The following is a 15,800-nucleotide window of genomic DNA, read 5'->3' as shown; positions in this document are numbered from 1 at the left end:
CTCCGCCGCCGCGGCGCCACCCTCGGCTGCGTCTCCATGTGCGCCGGCGGCGGCATGGGCGCCGCCATGATCATCGAAATCGGCTAGCCCGGAACCGAAGCCTGGTCGGCGTGCCTGATCGGCAGGCCGGCCAGGCACCATGTCGTGCCGCGGCGGCTCGACCTCCAGTCAGCTGGCTAGCTTCGGCGGCCCAACGCCCGACTGACGCTACAATGGGAGGTTCAGGCGGCCCAGCGATGTGGCGTCGGAGCAATTTGCCCCGCCCGGTGGGTCGTCGCCGGGGGTGCGAAACCAGCCGATGGACATCACCGACACTCGGCGCGATCGGTGGCGTATAGCCATCGCTTTCTGCGGGACTTACACCCTAATTGCCCTGTTCTGCGTCACGGCGCTTCCGGCACCCCAGAATCTGCATACGATCCAGATCGCCTACACTGTCACGATTCTGGCCGTTGCATTCGTTTTCCTAGGTAGTGGGTACCGCTCCCGCGGAGCCGATCGGCCGTGGCGGGTGCTGGTCGGCGCTACCGCTTCCGCAGCCTTTTTCGTGGCCTTAATGGGCACATGGTACGGTTTTGCGCACAACACCGATGTTCAACCTAGCATTCAAGCCAAACACGCCATTTTGTTCCTCGCGTACCTGCCGGCCCTGGTCGGACTGTTGCTCTTCCCCTCTGATCCACGACCAGGCCGGCATGACCACCACGACCTTCCCAAGCACGATGGGCACCACTGGTATGCCATCACCGCTCTGGACAGTGCTCTGATCGCCGGATCGGTCACACTCGTGGTCTGGTCAACGCTGCTACTCCCGCTGTCGCAGTGGACGAACCTCAACCGAACCGCCCTGTTGATCACACTCGGATCGGGCGCCATTGGTTTTATCCTCGTGGCCACGGCCATCCTGCTGACTACCACCCGACAGCCAAGGTCTGGGCCGGCGTTCGCGCTCCTCACCAGTGGGCTGGCCACGATGACTCTGACATTGGCGATGATCCTGTCTTACGTCGCGTCAACTGGACATCACGCTCCCGTCGCGGCGTACCTGGGTTTCCTCGTTGCCTGGCAGCTACTGCTGCTCGCCGCGCTCGTGCCGATGCCACGAGATTCGGCCGGATCGTCCGAGATTCAGCCGGCGGCAATGCGCACGGCGAGGGCGCTGGGGATGCGCGCCGCGCTGCCCTATCTGGCGGTAGCCGCGGCTGGCGCGCTGACCCTGCTTCGGCTCGCGACCGGAGCTCCTATTGACGATCTCGAGTTGTACGGCTTGATCGGCCTCCTGCTGCTGCTCGTGGCACGGCAGTTGGCCACACTGGGCGATAACTCCCGACTGCTGGCGCTGGTGGAGGCCAGCCGACGCGACCTACGCCACCAGGCGTTCCATGACCCACTGACCGGACTGGCCAACCGGGCGCTGTTCACCCAGCGACTGGAGCGTGCCGTCAGCGACTATGACCATCACCACCGGCCGGTGGCGGTGCTGTTCTGCGATCTCGACGAGTTCAAGCAGGTCAACGACAGTCTCGGGCACGCGGTCGGCGACCAGTTGCTGGAGATCGTCGCCAGCCGGCTCCAGCATGGCACCCGAGGTACTGACACCGTCGCCCGCATGGGCGGCGACGAGTTCGCCGTCGTCCTCGACGGCAGCGGCGACGGCCCCGAGGCGGTCGCCCGCCGGCTCGCCGCCGCCGTCCGCGCGCCATGCATCCTCGCGGGCCGCACCTACCAGGTCGGCGCCAGCCTCGGCCTGGTACTGGCCGATCCCGCCGACCCGCCCACTCCGCAGCCTGTCACCGCGGACAGTCTCCTCCGAGACGCCGATATCGCGATGTACACCGCGAAATGCGCGCATCAGGGCGGTTTGGTGGTGCACCAAAGCGGAACGTCCCCCACCAGTGCTCCGCCCAGGCGGTGGGCAGGTCCGGTCGAGGCCGGCGGTCAACCAGCAAGCGGACGCCCGCACCACACGAGCGGATCGTGAGCGCCTGGCGTGGTGTTCCTGACCACCTCGAAACCGCTGCCGTCCGCGACGACGCGCGCGAAGGAGACGCAGGAAGGTGACTCGCTCAGCCCTTTGCTGAAGTTGACACTTCCGGCAAGCATCCCATCGGCATTGTAGTCGGTCACCTTGCGCAGGCCCTCGACAAAACCCTCCCGAGTCGGGCAGGGTCCGGCGGCCGTGAGCCCGCGCAGAAGCAGATCGGTGACGATGTAGCTCGAGTACGCAATTTCCTGGTCGGCAACGCCGACTTCTGGCGCGTAGTCGGTCAAGGCACTCAGGTACTTCTGCTGGGCCGGGAGGTTCGCTTCGAAGGGCATGAGGCCGCGGAACACGGTAAACCCGGCGACCGACCGGCCGAAACGTTGCACCGTCTCAGGCCCGTAACCGTTCACCGCGAGGATGACCTTGAAGGCAGCGCCGCTGGCCCGTGTCGCCGCGGCCACGGAGGCCGCCTCGTCCCCGGAGAGCGTGACGACAAGGACGTCGGCGTCCGAGGCGGTCTCCTCGATCTCCTCAGCGACGCGGTCGGGGCTCGCCAGCGCGGAGCCAAAATTGATCGTCCGTGACGAGACTCCGGCGGATCCCAGAGCGCGCTCGATCATCACGCTATGGCTCTTCGAGGTCGTTTCGACCTCTCTGCCGACGATGACTGCCCGGCTACCGCCCTGGGCACGCACGTATTGCCCGATGGCCTCGGACACGAATCCGGAAGGAAAGGTGAACATGTTCCGGTAGGCGGGGTCCTCCCAGATCTTCTCGGCTGGCAGGCCGACGGTAGGAACTCCGAGCGAGCGCAGGAAGTCCGCGCCGCCCGAGGCAGCGGTCGTCAGGTCAAGAATGCCGAAGACACCTAGATCCTCGACCAACTCCCGCGTGGCCACGCCGTTTACATCAGGCGCTCCCTGGTCATCCCGCCATTCGTAGCTGATGCGTCGGCCATGCACGCCACCCTCGGCGTTCACCACCCCAAGCCGCGCATCCACACCACTACGAATCGCCCTCAGGGTCTCGCCGAGGAAACCTGAGTCCGGATACACCAGCCCCAGCCGCACCTCGTCGGCCGACACGCCGGGCGAGCCACACGCGGAAGACTGGCCAGAACCCCCATCGGTTCCGCAGCCTACCGCCACACAGGCGGCCACCAAAGCGACAGCCGTCGCGCGTTGGGCGCGCCGAGGCAGACCGCGTGCCGCGGTCGCGGCCCGCCGCTCCGGCAGATCACGTAAAGTATTTGGAGAACTACCTAAATCGTGGTCCATGAGCAAGCCTTCACAGGTCGTCCGAGTGAATCATTCGATACCAGTCAAAGAGGTGGCACCCACCCATGCCATCTCCCCGGACGGGTGCTCCTTCAGCCCGCGATCAAATTCACGTTGTCATCCCAGTGGAGAGCGACCCCTCGGCGCGGCACGGGAGCCAGACCCCCGGTCCGGGTCGTCGCATCCAGGTCTCCACAGCAACTTCGTAAGGCGGGTTCAGGGCCTTGACCGCTGGGCATCCAAGGGCAAGTCCGAGCCTTTGGTAAGGCGCCGCCGCAGGTTGCCGGAAAAGCGAGTGCCGGTTACCACCACGCGTCGCGGAAACCAACAGGCAAGACATGGCGACCATGTGTGGTGGTGCGCCGCGGCGGGCTTGGCGGGGACGCTAGAACGGACTACCAGGCCAGGTCAAGAGTTTCGGACGAACATCGTCCAGATTTGTCAGATCTTTGGGCAGGCCCTCGTCCTGGGCTTCCCGCGCCAACCGGGCGCCGCGATCCCGCCGAGCCGTCGAGGTTTGGGTCTGGTCCGCTCAGCGGTACACCGGCCTCGCGCGGCACCGACGTACCCACTGCTCGCCACGCCCCTTCGCCCGCTCCGGGGCTCGCGCCGGGTCCGTGTTCGGGGCGTGCCGAGAACTCGGGGGCGCGTCAGGAGACCGCCACCGCCGCCTGGTCACCGGCAACCCACCAAGATCTGGACAGGCGCAGCGGCCGTCACGGTCCGGACGCCGCATGAACGAACCAGTACTAGAGTCCAGTTGCTATCCTGGTTGACAGTTGCCGAGCAGTCTGTCCGCGTCGGGAGGAACCAGTGGAGGCTGACCGTCCAGCTGTCAGCTCGCTGGCCGAGGCGGATCTGCCCGCCTATCAGGCCGCACGCCGACAGCGGATCATCGACGCGGCTCGGACGCTGCTCGAAGAGCAGGAGTACGAGCAGATCCAGATTCGCGACGTCGCGGCCACGGCCAAGTTCGCGCTGGGCACGGTGTACCGGTACTTCAGCTCGAAGGAACACCTGTACGCGGTGGTGCTACGCACGTGGGGCTCCGACTTCGACCGGACGAGCATCCGGCACCAGGACGAGGACGACCCCATGCGGCGCCTCGAGCAACGCATGCGCAGCGTGCTCGCCGCCTTCGAGCGGCGCCCGCACTTCTTCCGGGCGCTCATACTGCTGCAGAGTTCGACCGACCCCAACGCGGTAGCTCATCTGGCGCAGTTCCGGGATTCGGTCGATGATCTCGTCGAGGCCGACCTCGCGAAACTGGACCCGGACGGCGCCGCAGAATATTCTGTAATTGTCTGGGCGGTTCTCGTCAACCTCCTCACCCGCAGCATCTTTCACAACATGCCGATGGGTGAGGCATACCAGATAAATGCCAGAATGGCCGAACTGCTGCACTTTCGCTTCGAGCACGGCAAACCGTAGTCCTCGATCGAACCAGGCGACGCGGCGCGCAGTGCACGGCGCGTGTCAGCGGCTGGCCGCGCGGGGTGGAAAATGCTATGGCTCCCGCGGGCGCGCTGCTCGCGGGGCGGCCGTGGATCCGCGGGAGAAGATGGTCGATCGGGCAACGGCGAGCGGCAGTGAGCCCCCGTCCTGACGACTGGGCCAGAGAAACTCGTTGGACATACGGTCGCGCCGACGACTTTCTGGCGACGCCCGCACGCCGTCCCGCGGTGATCCTATGCGCCGTTCGACGGGGCGTGGTGGGCGTGACTCGCCAGCCGCAGCGCCTCCGCTCGCGCGAGGAGCTCGTCGACCGGGACATCGAGGGGGCCGGGAACGTTCTCCGCCGCCTCCACCAGCTGGATGAGGACTCCCCCGGTCTCCCTGGGGTGCAGGTAGGTCTCGCGCCACGCGGGATCTTCCAGCCGGGTGCCGAACGGCTTGTATCCCGAACCGCTCAGCACGTCGACGGCGGCCGCGAGGTCGGGGACCCGGAACGTGATGTGGTGGAGTCCTCCGCGTGGATGTTCCGCCAGGAACCGGCTCACCGCCGGCGAGTCCGGCCGGACCGGTTCGAGCAGCTCGAGCTTCTTTTCGCCCGGGTACATCAGCAGCAGGCCGAGGTGGCCACCCCAGGGGTTGATTCCGCCCGCGTAGGGACGGCCGCCGAGCAGGTCGCGGTAGAGGGGCAGCGCGGCTCTGATCGACGGGACGGCGTGCGCGACGTGGTCGAACCGCGCGCCGAGGCCGGCCAGCACCTGCGGCTGGCCGATCTGGGCATCCAAGCTGGTCATTCGAGGCTCCCTTGCCGCTGGCGGGAACGGGTCGCGCGGGGGCGCACCGGCGCGAGCCCGGGCCGGTGGGCGGCGATCGCGCCGTCAGCGTTGTCAGTGGTCGTCGGCGGTTGCCGGTGGTTGTCGGTGGTTGTCGGTCGCGAGCGTGCCGGGCTCAGGCGCCGGCCGGCGGCGGTCCGGCCGTGTCCGCGCCGGCGTCGATCCACGCGCGCAGGTCACGCTTGACGAGTTTTCCCGTAGGGGTGCGCAGCAAGGGGCCATCGATCACGTACCAGCGGGTGGGCACCTTGTAGTGGGCGAGCCGCGCGCGGCACCATTCGGCCAGCCGCTCGGGGGTCGGTGAAGCGCCCGGCCGGGGAACGACGACGGCGCACACCGCGTCGCCGGTCACCTCGTCGTCGACCGCGAGCACGGCCGCCTCGTCGACCTGGTCGGATGCCTCGAGAACGTACTCGACCTCCGTCGGCGAGACGTTCTCCGCGCTTACCAGGATGAGGTCGCGGGCTCGCGCGTTGATGTAGAGGAGCCCGTCCTCGAAGCGGGCGACGTCGCCGAGTGCCAACCAGCCGCCCTCCTTGAGGACCTCGGACGACGCTCGCGGGTCGTTCCAGTAGCCAAGCATGGTGTAAGGGCTGCGGACGTGGACCTCGCCGTACTCGCCGTCGGCGACCGCTGTTCCGGTCTCGTCGCGCAGCTCGACCTCGATGGTCGCCATGATCCGCCCCGTGGACGTCGGATGCGCGAGGTACTCCGCGCCGTTGATCGACGCGATCACGGCTCCGGCCTCGGTACTGGAGTAGCCCATGCCCAGCGTGTTCGAGGCGGTCGGGAAGGCCTTGCGCAGGAGCTCCTGGACGGTCGGGCTGGCCGGGGCTCCGCCCAGCCCCAGGTACTGCACGCTGCTGGTGTCGTACCGGCCGAGGGCGTCGCAGGTGGCGACACGCTGCGCGGCGCTGCCCAGCGCCGACCAGCCCGTGACACGCTCGTTCTCGATGGTCCGCAGCACGCGCTCGGGATCGAACCGGCCGGGCAGCAGGACGATCGACGAGCCCTTCACGGCCGCCGTCAGCGCGGCGCCCTGCAGCATCGACACGTGGAACAGCGGCGCGGTGACCAGCACGACGTCGTCACTCGGCGCCAGGTCCTCGGCCCGGTCCGGAACCGGCATCCCGTAGGCGGCCCGGGTCGCCACCTCGGCGAAGGTGTTGACCTGCGCGAAGCCGATGAACGACCGGTGCGGGATCGACACGGCCTTGGGCCGGCCGGTCGTGCCGCTGGTGAACAGCAGCAGCGCGGGATCGTCCTCGGCCACGGGGACCGGCGCCGGCGACTTCCCGGCGTGCTCCCGGAGCAGTCGCGGAAGGTCGTCGTCGAGGCTCAGTACCGCGACGGTGGTGCCGGCCCGCGCGACCCGTTCGAGTCGCTGCCGGTCGCCGATCACGAGCACCGGCTCGACGAGGTCGGCGGCATGTCGGTATTCGGCCGGCGTCCACCAGCCGTTCATCGCGCAGGGAATCGCGCCGACGCTCGCGGCCGCCCAGAAACCGACGAGCCAGTCCCAGCGGTTGGCGGCGAACAGGGCGACCCGGTCGCCGGCCGCCACCCGGAACTCGGTCTGCAGCGCGTGCGCGAGCGCGTCGACGCGGCCGCGGTGCTCGGCGAAGGAGAGCCGTACCTCGCCGTCCACGAGGTACGTCCGGTCGCCGAACCGGGCGCTGGCCTCGAGCAACTGCCGAAGCGAGCGTAGTCGGCGCGTGAACACCGGCATTTCGTTTCCGCGCACGTCCGCGCGCTGGATCTCGAACATGGCGCCTGGTCGGGTCAGGGCCGCACGGACCTCGCGGAGGTCGGCGGCGGGCGATGCCTCTGCTGGTAGAGCCTTGGTCTCCATCTGCAAGCTCCCGCGTCTCATGGTCGGACAGGTGCCGTTACCGGTTGATCAGGCCACCAGCGCCGCGGATCACCGTTCACGTCTGGACGAAGGCCCGTCTTCCAGGGCATGTCCAGGCCCTGACTGGCCCGGAGGGGGCGGGGCGCCGTCCGGCTGCGCGGCCTCGCTCGACGCGAACAGCGCGCCGGTGCCGACCAGCCGATCGATCTCGTCGCCGCCGAGCCGGAGGATGTCCGCCGCCACCTCGCGGGTGTGCTCCCCGAGGACAGGCGCGGGCGAGAGGTCGGGTGCCGGCAGGACGTCCGAACGGAACGCCCCGCCTTCTAGAATCAGGTAGCCGGTACCAGGCTGCTCAAAGCCGATCGGATAGTTCCGGGCGAGCAGATGCGGATCCTCGGCGATATCGACGGGATACATCATGTAGCCCGCTGGGACGCCATACGCCTGCAGATGCGCCATGACCTCTCGGTCGGAGCGCTCACGGGTCCACGCCCCGAGGTGGGCCGAGATCTCGTCGGCGCGCCGTCGGCGCCCGTCGACGGTCTCCAGGTCCGGCGTCGCCCAGGAGGGATCGCCGAGGGCCCTGACGAGATTGGACCAGTCGGCGTCATCCCGGCACGTGATCACACACCAGCGCTCGTCACCACGGCATCCGAACACGCCCCACGGCGCCCCGTCCGGCGAGTCGTTTCCCGTCGGGCCCACCGATCCCGGCTCGATCGACTCCCGGAGGAAGAACTCGGAAAGCAGGTTGAGAACCACCTCGGCCTGCGCCAGCTCGACGTGGCCGGTCGACCGGCCCAGCAGGCAGGCGGAGATCACCAGTGCTCCGAGCCGGCCGACCACGTGGTCGGGAAACGCCAGGTTGGATCCGACGGGTGCCGGCAGATCCGGGTAGCTCCAGAGATAGGTAAGGCCACCGGGCGGTTGGGTGTTGGCTCCGTAACCACGCCATCCGCGCCAGGGACCGCGGCTGCCCATCATCTGGCTGCTCAGCGTGAGCAAACCCGGGTTCACCCGACGCAGTTCGTCGGTTCCGACGCCCAGCCGCTCGAGGGTGCCCGGGGCGAGGTTCTCGACCAGGACGTCGGCCTGCCGCGCCAGATCCCGCAGGACGGCGCTGCCGGCCGCGGTCGACAGGTCGATGCCGACGCTGCGCTTGCACCGGTTGGTCGACGTGAAGGAGGGACCCAGCCCGGTCGGGCCGCCCAGCTGCCGCAGCAGGTCGGGGTTGCGGGGCGACTCGACCCGGATGACGTCGGCGCCGTACTCGGCGAGCAGCCGGGCCATCTCCGGGGCGGCTCCGGCCACGCCGAGGTCGAGGACGCGGACCCCCTCATATGGCCGGCCCGGCCGGGTGCCGTCGGCACCATCCGCGATCCGGTCGGCGCGGCGCCAGTCACACGACTCCAGGGACCGCTCCGCCACCGCCCCATGCCGGTAGCCGACACGCCGTCCCGCGAGCGTCCAGAAACCGCTGGCGATGGCACCTTCCTGGTCGTCGACGCGGCAGGCGGCGAACGAGCCGAGTTCCCGATACTGCTGGGCGCCCAGGACATCCGACGGCCGGAGCAACGGCGTGACGGGAATTCTGCGGCGTTGCCCCTCCTCCGCGGCCTCGATCATCGTCAGATCCGCGAACAGGGCCTCGAAGCGAGGCCTGATCAGGGTGTGGAAGCGCGCGATCCGCCCGGTGAGCGTGTCCAGGTCGGGATGCGCGAGCTCCTCCGGGTCGCCCAGCCACGCCCGCATCCGGCGCCATTCAGCCACCGAGAGGACGGCGGGGCGGACCCAGCCGTCCTTGCAGCCGATGACCGGCTGCGCCTCCCCGCTTCCGGAGCGGAGATCGTCCGTCTCGACCCCGATGCCGCGCAGGTAGACGGTGTTCGGCAGGGCCCAGTCGGTGGTCTGCTGCACGGCTTCGAACACCGACACGTCGAGATGCTGGCCGACCCCGTTTCGTAGCTGGTGATGCACGCCGGTGAGCGCCGCGAACGCCGCGGTGGCACCGGCGATGTCATAGATCAGCCAGCCGGGCGGGAGGACCGGCGGCAGGTCGGGTGTTCCGGCCTTGTACAGCATCCAGGCGAGACCGGCCATCACCGCGCTCGTGCCCGCGTACCCCTGGTAGGGGCCGGAGGCGCCGAAGTCCGAGACGGACACCAGAACAACCCGCGGACAGCGCCGAAGCAGGGCATCCGGCGGCAGCGGCAGCATCGACGCTCCGTCGCCACTCGCGACGATCACGTCGGCGCCGTCCACGAGCCGTGCCAGGGCCCGCGCGTCCTCGTCGCGACTCTCGTCGAACCCGACCACGCGCTTGTTGGCGTTGCGGACCGTCCAGGCGAGCGCGCGCGGACCGGCCGGCTCGTCGCCGGCCGTCCAGCCGGCCCGCTGGACCCGGATGACGTCCGCGCCGAGATCCGCCAGCAGACGGGTGGCCAGGACGCCGCGGGAGTCGGACAGGTCCAGCACCCGGAGCCGGTGTAAGGGCAGGTCGGCGTCGTCGCGCACGGCTAGCTCACTTTCCCCGACCAGTTCTGCGCGTCCCGGACCACCTCGCGAAACGGCTTCCCGCTGTCGAAGGACGGTTCGCGCGGCAGGCCGAGGACCCGCTCGCCGATGCTGTTGCGCTGCATCTCCGACGTGCCGCCGGCGATCGCCATGAAGCGGCTGCTCAGCAGGTCGCTGACGACCCGCGCGGCCGGTGTCCCGGCGCCGTTCCAGGAACTCGCCGCGCCGTTCGCGATCTCCAGCGCGAGGTTGGCGCGGACGGGGTCGAACGTCGCGGAGGCGAGCTTGCCGTACGACGCCACGCCGGCGGCGAGCCGCGGGTCCAGCCGCATCAACGCGCCGATCCGAGTCATCAGCTGGTCGCGCACGACGTCGTCGACATGCGCGCGGGTGATCAGCTGCTGGGTGTGGGCGTCGTCCAGCGTGCCCACCGACCGCGCGAGTTCCACCAGGTCGGCCGGCAGCCGGCGGGCGTCGCCCCCGGCCCGGGGCTGTGCCTCGCCGCCGCCGCCGCGCTCGAACAGCAGCATCGTCTGGGTGACCGTCCAGCCGTCGTTCACCTCGCCGATGACGTCGTCGTCGGTGAGCACCACGTCGTCGAAGAACTCCTGGCAGAACTCGGCGGAGCCGGTGATCTGCCGGATGCGCTGGACCGTCACGCCGGCGGCTCGCACGGGGACCGCGAACCAGGTCAGGCCGCGGTGCTTGGGCGCGTCCCAGTCCGTGCGGGCCAGGCACATGCCCCAGTCCGCGTAGTAGGCGCCGCTGCTCCAGATCTTCGACCCGGACAGCAGCCAGCGGTCGCCGTCGCGCACCGCCTGGGTCCGGACGCCGGCGAGGTCGGAGCCCGCCTCCGGGTCGGAGAAGAACTGGACGAACAGTTCCTCGCCGGCCAGGATCCGCGGCAGGTGCCGCCGCAGGAAGGCGGGCGATCCGTGCGCCAGCATCGTCCTGGCGCAGACGCCGAACGTGGTGCCACCGGCGATACCGAAGTCGGGCAGCCGGAAGCCTCGGGCCTCCGCGGCGAAAGCACGCTCGTACTCCTCCGGCAGTCCCTGGCCGCCGTACTCCACCGGCCACGTGATTCCGGCGTACCCGGCGTCGTACAGGCGCCGCTGCACCGCGCGCTCGGCGTCGATCTGGCGGCGAAGCTCCTCGTCCGACGCGCCGTCGAAGTCCGGCCGCGACACCTCGTCGCGCCTGGGCAGGTTCGCGGTCAGCCACTTACCCGCCTGGCGGCGGTAGTCCTCGATTCCGATCAGTGGTTCAGGCATCGACCCGACCTCCCGTCCGCTCGCCGGTCCGAGCACCGGTCGAGACATCGGCGTGCGACCACAGCGAACGGCGATGCGCCACCGGCGACCCGTACAGAAACGACTCGGACGCCAGCCGCCGCATGAACAGGTGCTGGTCGTGCTCCCACGTGTAGCCGATGCCGCCGAAGACCTGGAAGCAGTTGTGGGTCAGCTCGACCGCGCGCTCCCCCACGAACGCCTTCGCGATGCTCGCCAGCGCCGGCCCGTCCGGCGCGCCGGCACCGAGTTTCACCGCCGCTCCGGCGACCACGGCCTTGGCCATCTCCAGCAGCAGGCTCGTGTTCGCCAGCAGGTGCTTCACCGCCTGGAACGAACCGATCGGGCGGCCGAACGCGATCCGAACTCTCGAGTACTCGAGGGCGAGCTGGAAGTTCGCGTCCATCGCCCCTACCGACTCCGCCGCGCTCAGCACGCAGGCCACCGCCAGCTGACGGTTCAGCAGGCCCTCGGCGTCCGCCGAACCACCAAGGCGTTGCCGCGCCGGTACCCGGACCGAACTGAAGTGGATGTCCGAGAACCGCCGCGTGATGTCCATGCCATCGACCCGTTCGAGGGTCATCCCCCCCGTCGGGTTCGCGACGAGCACCTGGACGGGGCCGTCGCTCGACAGTGCGCTGACCAGGATCCAGTCGCACTCGTCGGCGCCCTGCACACCGCAGACGGTCCCGTCGAGCACGAGCTCGTCACCGTCCTGGCGCACCGCCAGCACGCTGCGACGGTCGCCGACGAGCGCCCCGTCGAACGCCCACACCGCCGAGGCCTTGCCCGCGACCAGGTCGGCCAGGGCCTCGAGACCTGGCGTCGTGCCCGCTTCGGACAGGGCGTACGCGACGACGTTCGTGCCGACGAACGGGCCCGGCTGCAGTCTCGCCCCGCGTTCCGACGCGACGAGAGCGGCGTCGACCACGCCATTGCCCGACAGACTGCCGCCGCCGTGGTCCTCGTGGACCAGCAGGCCGAAGCACCCGAGGTCCGCGAACTCGCGGCGCAGGTCGGCATCACCGAGCCGATTCTGTTCGGCCTGCCGCCGGACGACCGGCAGCGGGCAGTTGGACTCGACAAGCCGGATCACGCTGTCGAGCATCAGACGCTGCTCGCCGGATATCTCCGGAAAGAGGCGTACACCCACCGAAAGATCTCCTAGGCTGGACGGGCTTTTTCGGTCATGGGGCATGAATCTCGCCGCCGGCCACGCCTCACGGTGGCCTGGAAATCGCGGACCATCGCGAGACGTGACCTGGGCGGGTGCGTCAGGTGCCCCTGAACTGGGGTTCCCGGCGTTCCAGGAACGCCTGAATGCCCTCTTTCATGTCGTCGGTCGTGAAGGCGATGTGCTGGGCGCGCGCCTCGTCCTCCAGCGACTGGTCGAACCCGAGCAGGAAGCTGCTGTCGAGGAGTCGCTTGATGAGGCTCACCGCCGTGGTCGGCGCGGCGGCCAGTCGCCGGCCCCAGTCGGCCGCGACGCCTTCCAGGTCAGCGACCGGCACGACCTCGTTGATCAGACCCCAGGCGAGCGCGTCCTGGGCACTGACCATCTCGCCGAAGAACGTCATCTGCTTGGCCCGGCGCACGCCGACGGCCCGGGGCAGCGTCCAGGAATTCCCGCCGTCCAGGGCGAGGCCCCGCCTGACGAAGATCTCGGAGAAGCGCGCCCGGTCACTCGCGACGATGAGGTCGCAGGCGAGCACGAGGCCCAGTGCCACCCCCACGGCGACGCCGTCGACGACCGCCAGCGTCGGCTTCGGCAACCGCTGCAGACGGCTGATGATCTCACCGACGTGTCGCATCTCGTGGATCGTCGACTGCGGCGCGACACCCGTCAGCGAACTCGTTCTGCTCTCGTCTCCGCCCGACAGGCCACCCGACAGGTCGGCACCGGCCGAGAAAGACCCGCCCGAGCCCGTGAGCACCAGCGCACGGTCGTCCGGGTTCCTGGCGACCTCGTGCAGCACCTGGTCGAGATCGGCCCAGTTGGCCGCGTTCAGCGCATTCTTCCGGTGCGGCCGGTTGAAGGTGACCGTGACGACGCCGTCGGCCCGGTCGATGAGTGTGTCGCTCATTGGTTCTCCGCTCGGCTGCCAGTGTCTACCGCGTCGCCAGATCTGCTTCGACCACCTCGGACGCGGCCGAGGCGGCGTCGAGCCTGTCGAAGAAGAACCGCTGCGCGTTTCCGTACAGGTAGTCGTCGAGAACCTCGGCGGGGAGATCGAGCTGGCTGGCCTCCCCGATGGTGCGGGTGATGGACAGCACCGGCGCGTCGGACGCGAATATGATCTTCTTCTTGCCCCGGGTCCGCATGTAGTGGAGAAGCGAGGCGGGAAGGTACTTGGGCGCCCACGCGGACGTCATCAGATGCAGGTTCGGATACTTGATCATCAGGCGGATGGCGGTGTCCCACCACGGGTCCGCGCCATGGATCATGCAGAGCTTCAGCTCGGGGAAGCGCACGCAGACCCGGTCGTGGTAGATGGGGTTCTGCACCTCGCCGGGAATGGGCGGCCCGGGAAGCCCCGTGTTCATGCAGAGCGGCAGATCGAGCTCGCAGCACTTGGTGTACAGCGGGAAGTACACCGCGTTGTCGGGGCTGTACTGGCCGTCGCCCCAGAACGACGGGCCGGACGAGGCGGCGGCGACCGGATGGTTGGCCACGAACGACTCGAGCTGCTTCAGCGCCTGCATCGGCCGCAGGAGGTTGAAGCCACCGGCCGTGATCGCGAAACGGTCCGGGCGGGCCTCGACGAACTTGATCGCCGAGCTGTCAGGCTCGTTCACGTTGCCGGACAGGATCGCGCGCTGGACGCCGTTGGCATCCATCTCGTCCAGCACCTGCGACATGTCCCACTTGCCGAAGATCGAGTCCTCTTTCTTGAAGTACTCGTTCTTGACGCGGAACATCCACTCGGGCTGGGCGGTATCGCCGAAGTGGACGTTGACCAGGCAGTCATGTGCGCGTGGGACGGGCTGCGTCATCAGTAAAATCTCCTGTCAGCCGAAAGAAGATCGATGGTCTGACCGGCCCTGTGGTTCCTCACACCGCGGGCACGAGGAACCACAGGCGCCGTGCTAAGGCGAGGCGGCTACTGCCGAAATCTGCGCCGGGACGGGTGTATGCCCCGCCCCGCGGGGGCGCCCCAGCAGCCTGGCCAGGGGCTAGCTGGCCACCGAGTCGACACCGAGGTACTCGATGACGTTGTCACGCATGATCTTGCGGATGTCGGCCTCGGAGAATCCGTGGAGCTCCTTGGTGAACTGGACCGGGTCGGCGAGCCCCTCGCCGTGCGGCCAGTCCGAGCCGAACAGCACGTGGCCGACGCCGATCGTCTCGGCCAGCGCCGGGATGTCCTCCTCGTAGTACGGCGTGACCCACACGTTGCGGCGCAGCACGTCCAGCGGGTCCTCCGGGAAGTACGCCGGCGCCTGGTTCGCCTTCTTGCGCAGGCGCTTGGCCAGGATGGCGACCCAGTCCGAGCCGTTCTCGACGCTCGCGACACGCAGCGTGGGATGCCGGTGGAAGACCCCGTGTGTGATCATCGACGCCATGGTGTCGTAGATCGCCCGGTCGTCGACGAGGACCTGGTCGAGCGGGTCGTTCCTGCCACCGAACGGCTCGAAGTCCGAGGCCCCGCCCCAGGCGGCCGAGTAGGTCAGGTAGCCGCTGTCGCCCAGGTGGAACGCGACCGGAACACCCGCCTCGGCGAGCAACGACCAGACCGGGTCGTTGGCCGGATGACCGAACGACCGGGGACCGTCCGCCGCCGGGATCGGAGCCGGCCGCAGGTGCACCGCCCTGGCCCCCCGGGCCAGGAGCGACTCGATCTCGACGAGCGCCGCGTCCGGGTCGGCCAGCGAGATCATCGGAGCGCCGAAGATCCGGTTCTGGTAGGCGAAGCCCCAGTCGTCCTCCAGCCAGCGGTTGAAGGCGGTCAACGCCACCGCCGTCGCCTCGGGGTCGTGGCGCAGGCCCTGCTCGACGCCGACGCCGAGCGTCGGGAACATCAGGACGGCGGCGAGGCCCTGCGCGTCCATCACCTTCAGCCGCTCCTCGCGGTCCCGGTACTCCGGATGGATCGGCTCCACCGCCGTCAACGACTTCGGGTCGACTCCGTCCGGAATCTCGCCACGGAAGAGCAACTCGGTGCAGCCGGGCACGATCACCGGGTCGAAGGTCGGGTTCGGGATGAAGCGGTTGATCTTCCCGGCGATCACGATGTAAGCGCGCTTGCCGTCCTGGAGGACCTGCACGCCCCGACGCTTCATCTTGGGGTCCTGGTAGCGCAGGAACGCGTCCAGCGGCTCGTAGTAGTGGTTGTCGGCGTCGAACGGCCGATAGCCCAGATCCACGGATCACCTCTCGGTCCAGCGTGCGGAGTCTGCCAACCCCGCAACTCCTGCGACCAGGAACTTAAAACTGAAGTTCAGTTCTAGTCAAGACCTCGCGGGACAGCCTGCCCGCCGCGGCCGGCGCTGACGAGCCGGGCCCGTGGACACGATGACGTGGCGGCCCGGTCCGGCCGGGCCGCCCCCGCTCTCTGTCGCCTGGCGGTTCTCAGCCCACTGGCCGCCCGCAGCCCA

11 protein-coding genes are annotated in these 15,800 nt (G+C 69.0%); 2 read left to right on the top strand and 9 right to left on the bottom strand.

Annotation, left to right across the window (positions count from 1 at the left end):
- The first annotated feature begins 298 nt into the window (after positions 1 to 298).
- Positions 299 to 1,981, top strand: coding sequence for a GGDEF domain-containing protein (locus I6A81_RS21175; RefSeq protein WP_203004601.1), 1,683 nt, complete (start codon positions 299 to 301; stop codon positions 1,979 to 1,981).
- Here I6A81_RS21175 and I6A81_RS21170 read toward each other — a convergent pair.
- Positions 1,939 to 3,069 carry an ABC transporter substrate-binding protein gene (locus I6A81_RS21170; RefSeq protein WP_203004600.1) on the bottom strand — a complete coding sequence of 377 codons (1,131 nt, stop codon included), beginning with the start codon at positions 3,067 to 3,069 and terminating at the stop codon, positions 1,939 to 1,941. The two genes, I6A81_RS21175 and I6A81_RS21170, sit on opposite strands and share 43 nt — an antisense overlap.
- A 1,005-nt stretch (positions 3,070 to 4,074) precedes the next feature.
- Between I6A81_RS21170 and I6A81_RS21165 the strand changes: the two genes are divergently transcribed.
- Complete coding sequence (locus I6A81_RS21165) at positions 4,075 to 4,692, top strand: TetR/AcrR family transcriptional regulator (RefSeq protein ID WP_203004599.1); 618 nt, start codon at positions 4,075 to 4,077, stop codon at positions 4,690 to 4,692.
- Between the two features lie 257 nt (positions 4,693 to 4,949).
- Here I6A81_RS21165 and I6A81_RS21160 read toward each other — a convergent pair whose 3' ends face one another.
- The 8 genes from I6A81_RS21160 to I6A81_RS21125 all read right to left on the bottom strand — a co-directional run bounded on the left by I6A81_RS21160 (position 4,950) and on the right by I6A81_RS21125 (position 15,569).
- Positions 4,950 to 5,507: a VOC family protein gene (locus tag I6A81_RS21160; protein WP_203004598.1), complete on the bottom strand. Its 558-nt coding sequence runs from the start codon at positions 5,505 to 5,507 to the stop codon at positions 4,950 to 4,952.
- A gap of 154 nt (positions 5,508 to 5,661) precedes the next feature.
- Complete coding sequence (locus I6A81_RS21155; RefSeq protein WP_203004597.1) at positions 5,662 to 7,398, bottom strand: class I adenylate-forming enzyme family protein; 1,737 nt, start codon at positions 7,396 to 7,398, stop codon at positions 5,662 to 5,664.
- A gap of 69 nt (positions 7,399 to 7,467) precedes the next feature.
- Complete coding sequence (locus I6A81_RS21150; RefSeq protein ID WP_203004596.1) at positions 7,468 to 9,912, bottom strand: CaiB/BaiF CoA-transferase family protein; 2,445 nt, start codon at positions 9,910 to 9,912, stop codon at positions 7,468 to 7,470.
- A 2-nt stretch (positions 9,913 to 9,914) separates the two neighbouring features.
- Complete coding sequence (locus tag I6A81_RS21145; RefSeq protein WP_203004595.1) at positions 9,915 to 11,186, bottom strand: acyl-CoA dehydrogenase family protein; 1,272 nt, start codon at positions 11,184 to 11,186, stop codon at positions 9,915 to 9,917.
- Positions 11,179 to 12,357 (bottom strand): acyl-CoA dehydrogenase family protein, encoded by a 1,179-nt coding sequence (locus I6A81_RS21140; protein WP_307874798.1) that lies wholly within the window; start codon positions 12,355 to 12,357, stop codon positions 11,179 to 11,181. Before I6A81_RS21140 ends, I6A81_RS21145 begins: the two co-directional genes overlap by 8 nt.
- Before the next feature lie 121 nt (positions 12,358 to 12,478).
- Positions 12,479 to 13,288, bottom strand: coding sequence for an enoyl-CoA hydratase/isomerase family protein (locus I6A81_RS21135; RefSeq protein WP_203004593.1), 810 nt, complete (start codon positions 13,286 to 13,288; stop codon positions 12,479 to 12,481).
- Between the two features lie 25 nt (positions 13,289 to 13,313).
- Positions 13,314 to 14,198: an amidohydrolase family protein gene (locus I6A81_RS21130; protein WP_203004592.1), complete on the bottom strand. Its 885-nt coding sequence runs from the start codon at positions 14,196 to 14,198 to the stop codon at positions 13,314 to 13,316.
- A 180-nt stretch (positions 14,199 to 14,378) separates the two neighbouring features.
- A complete protein-coding gene (locus I6A81_RS21125; RefSeq protein WP_307874797.1) occupies positions 14,379 to 15,569 on the bottom strand; it encodes an amidohydrolase family protein in 1,191 nt (396 codons plus the stop codon).
- Positions 15,570 to 15,800: the final 231 nt, after the last annotated feature.

The organism is Frankia nepalensis (assembly GCF_016786325.1).
GTDB classification, from domain to species: Bacteria; Actinomycetota; Actinomycetes; order Frankiales; family Frankiaceae; genus Pseudofrankia; species Pseudofrankia nepalensis.
This window is presented reverse-complemented; position numbering and strand designations above follow the sequence as displayed.

Excerpts from the sequence above, each read along its gene's own strand:
- I6A81_RS21135 (WP_203004593.1), bottom strand. The coding sequence starts at position 13,288 with ATGAGCGACACACTCATCGACCGGGCCGACGGCGTCGTCACGGTCACC.
- I6A81_RS21175 (WP_203004601.1), top strand. The coding sequence starts at position 299 with ATGGACATCACCGACACTCGGCGCGATCGGTGGCGTATAGCCATCGCT.
- I6A81_RS21160 (WP_203004598.1), bottom strand. The coding sequence starts at position 5,507 with ATGACCAGCTTGGATGCCCAGATCGGCCAGCCGCAGGTGCTGGCCGGC.
- I6A81_RS21145 (WP_203004595.1), bottom strand. The coding sequence starts at position 11,186 with ATGCCTGAACCACTGATCGGAATCGAGGACTACCGCCGCCAGGCGGGT.
- I6A81_RS21155 (WP_203004597.1), bottom strand. The coding sequence starts at position 7,398 with ATGGAGACCAAGGCTCTACCAGCAGAGGCATCGCCCGCCGCCGACCTC.
- I6A81_RS21130 (WP_203004592.1), bottom strand. The coding sequence starts at position 14,198 with ATGACGCAGCCCGTCCCACGCGCACATGACTGCCTGGTCAACGTCCAC.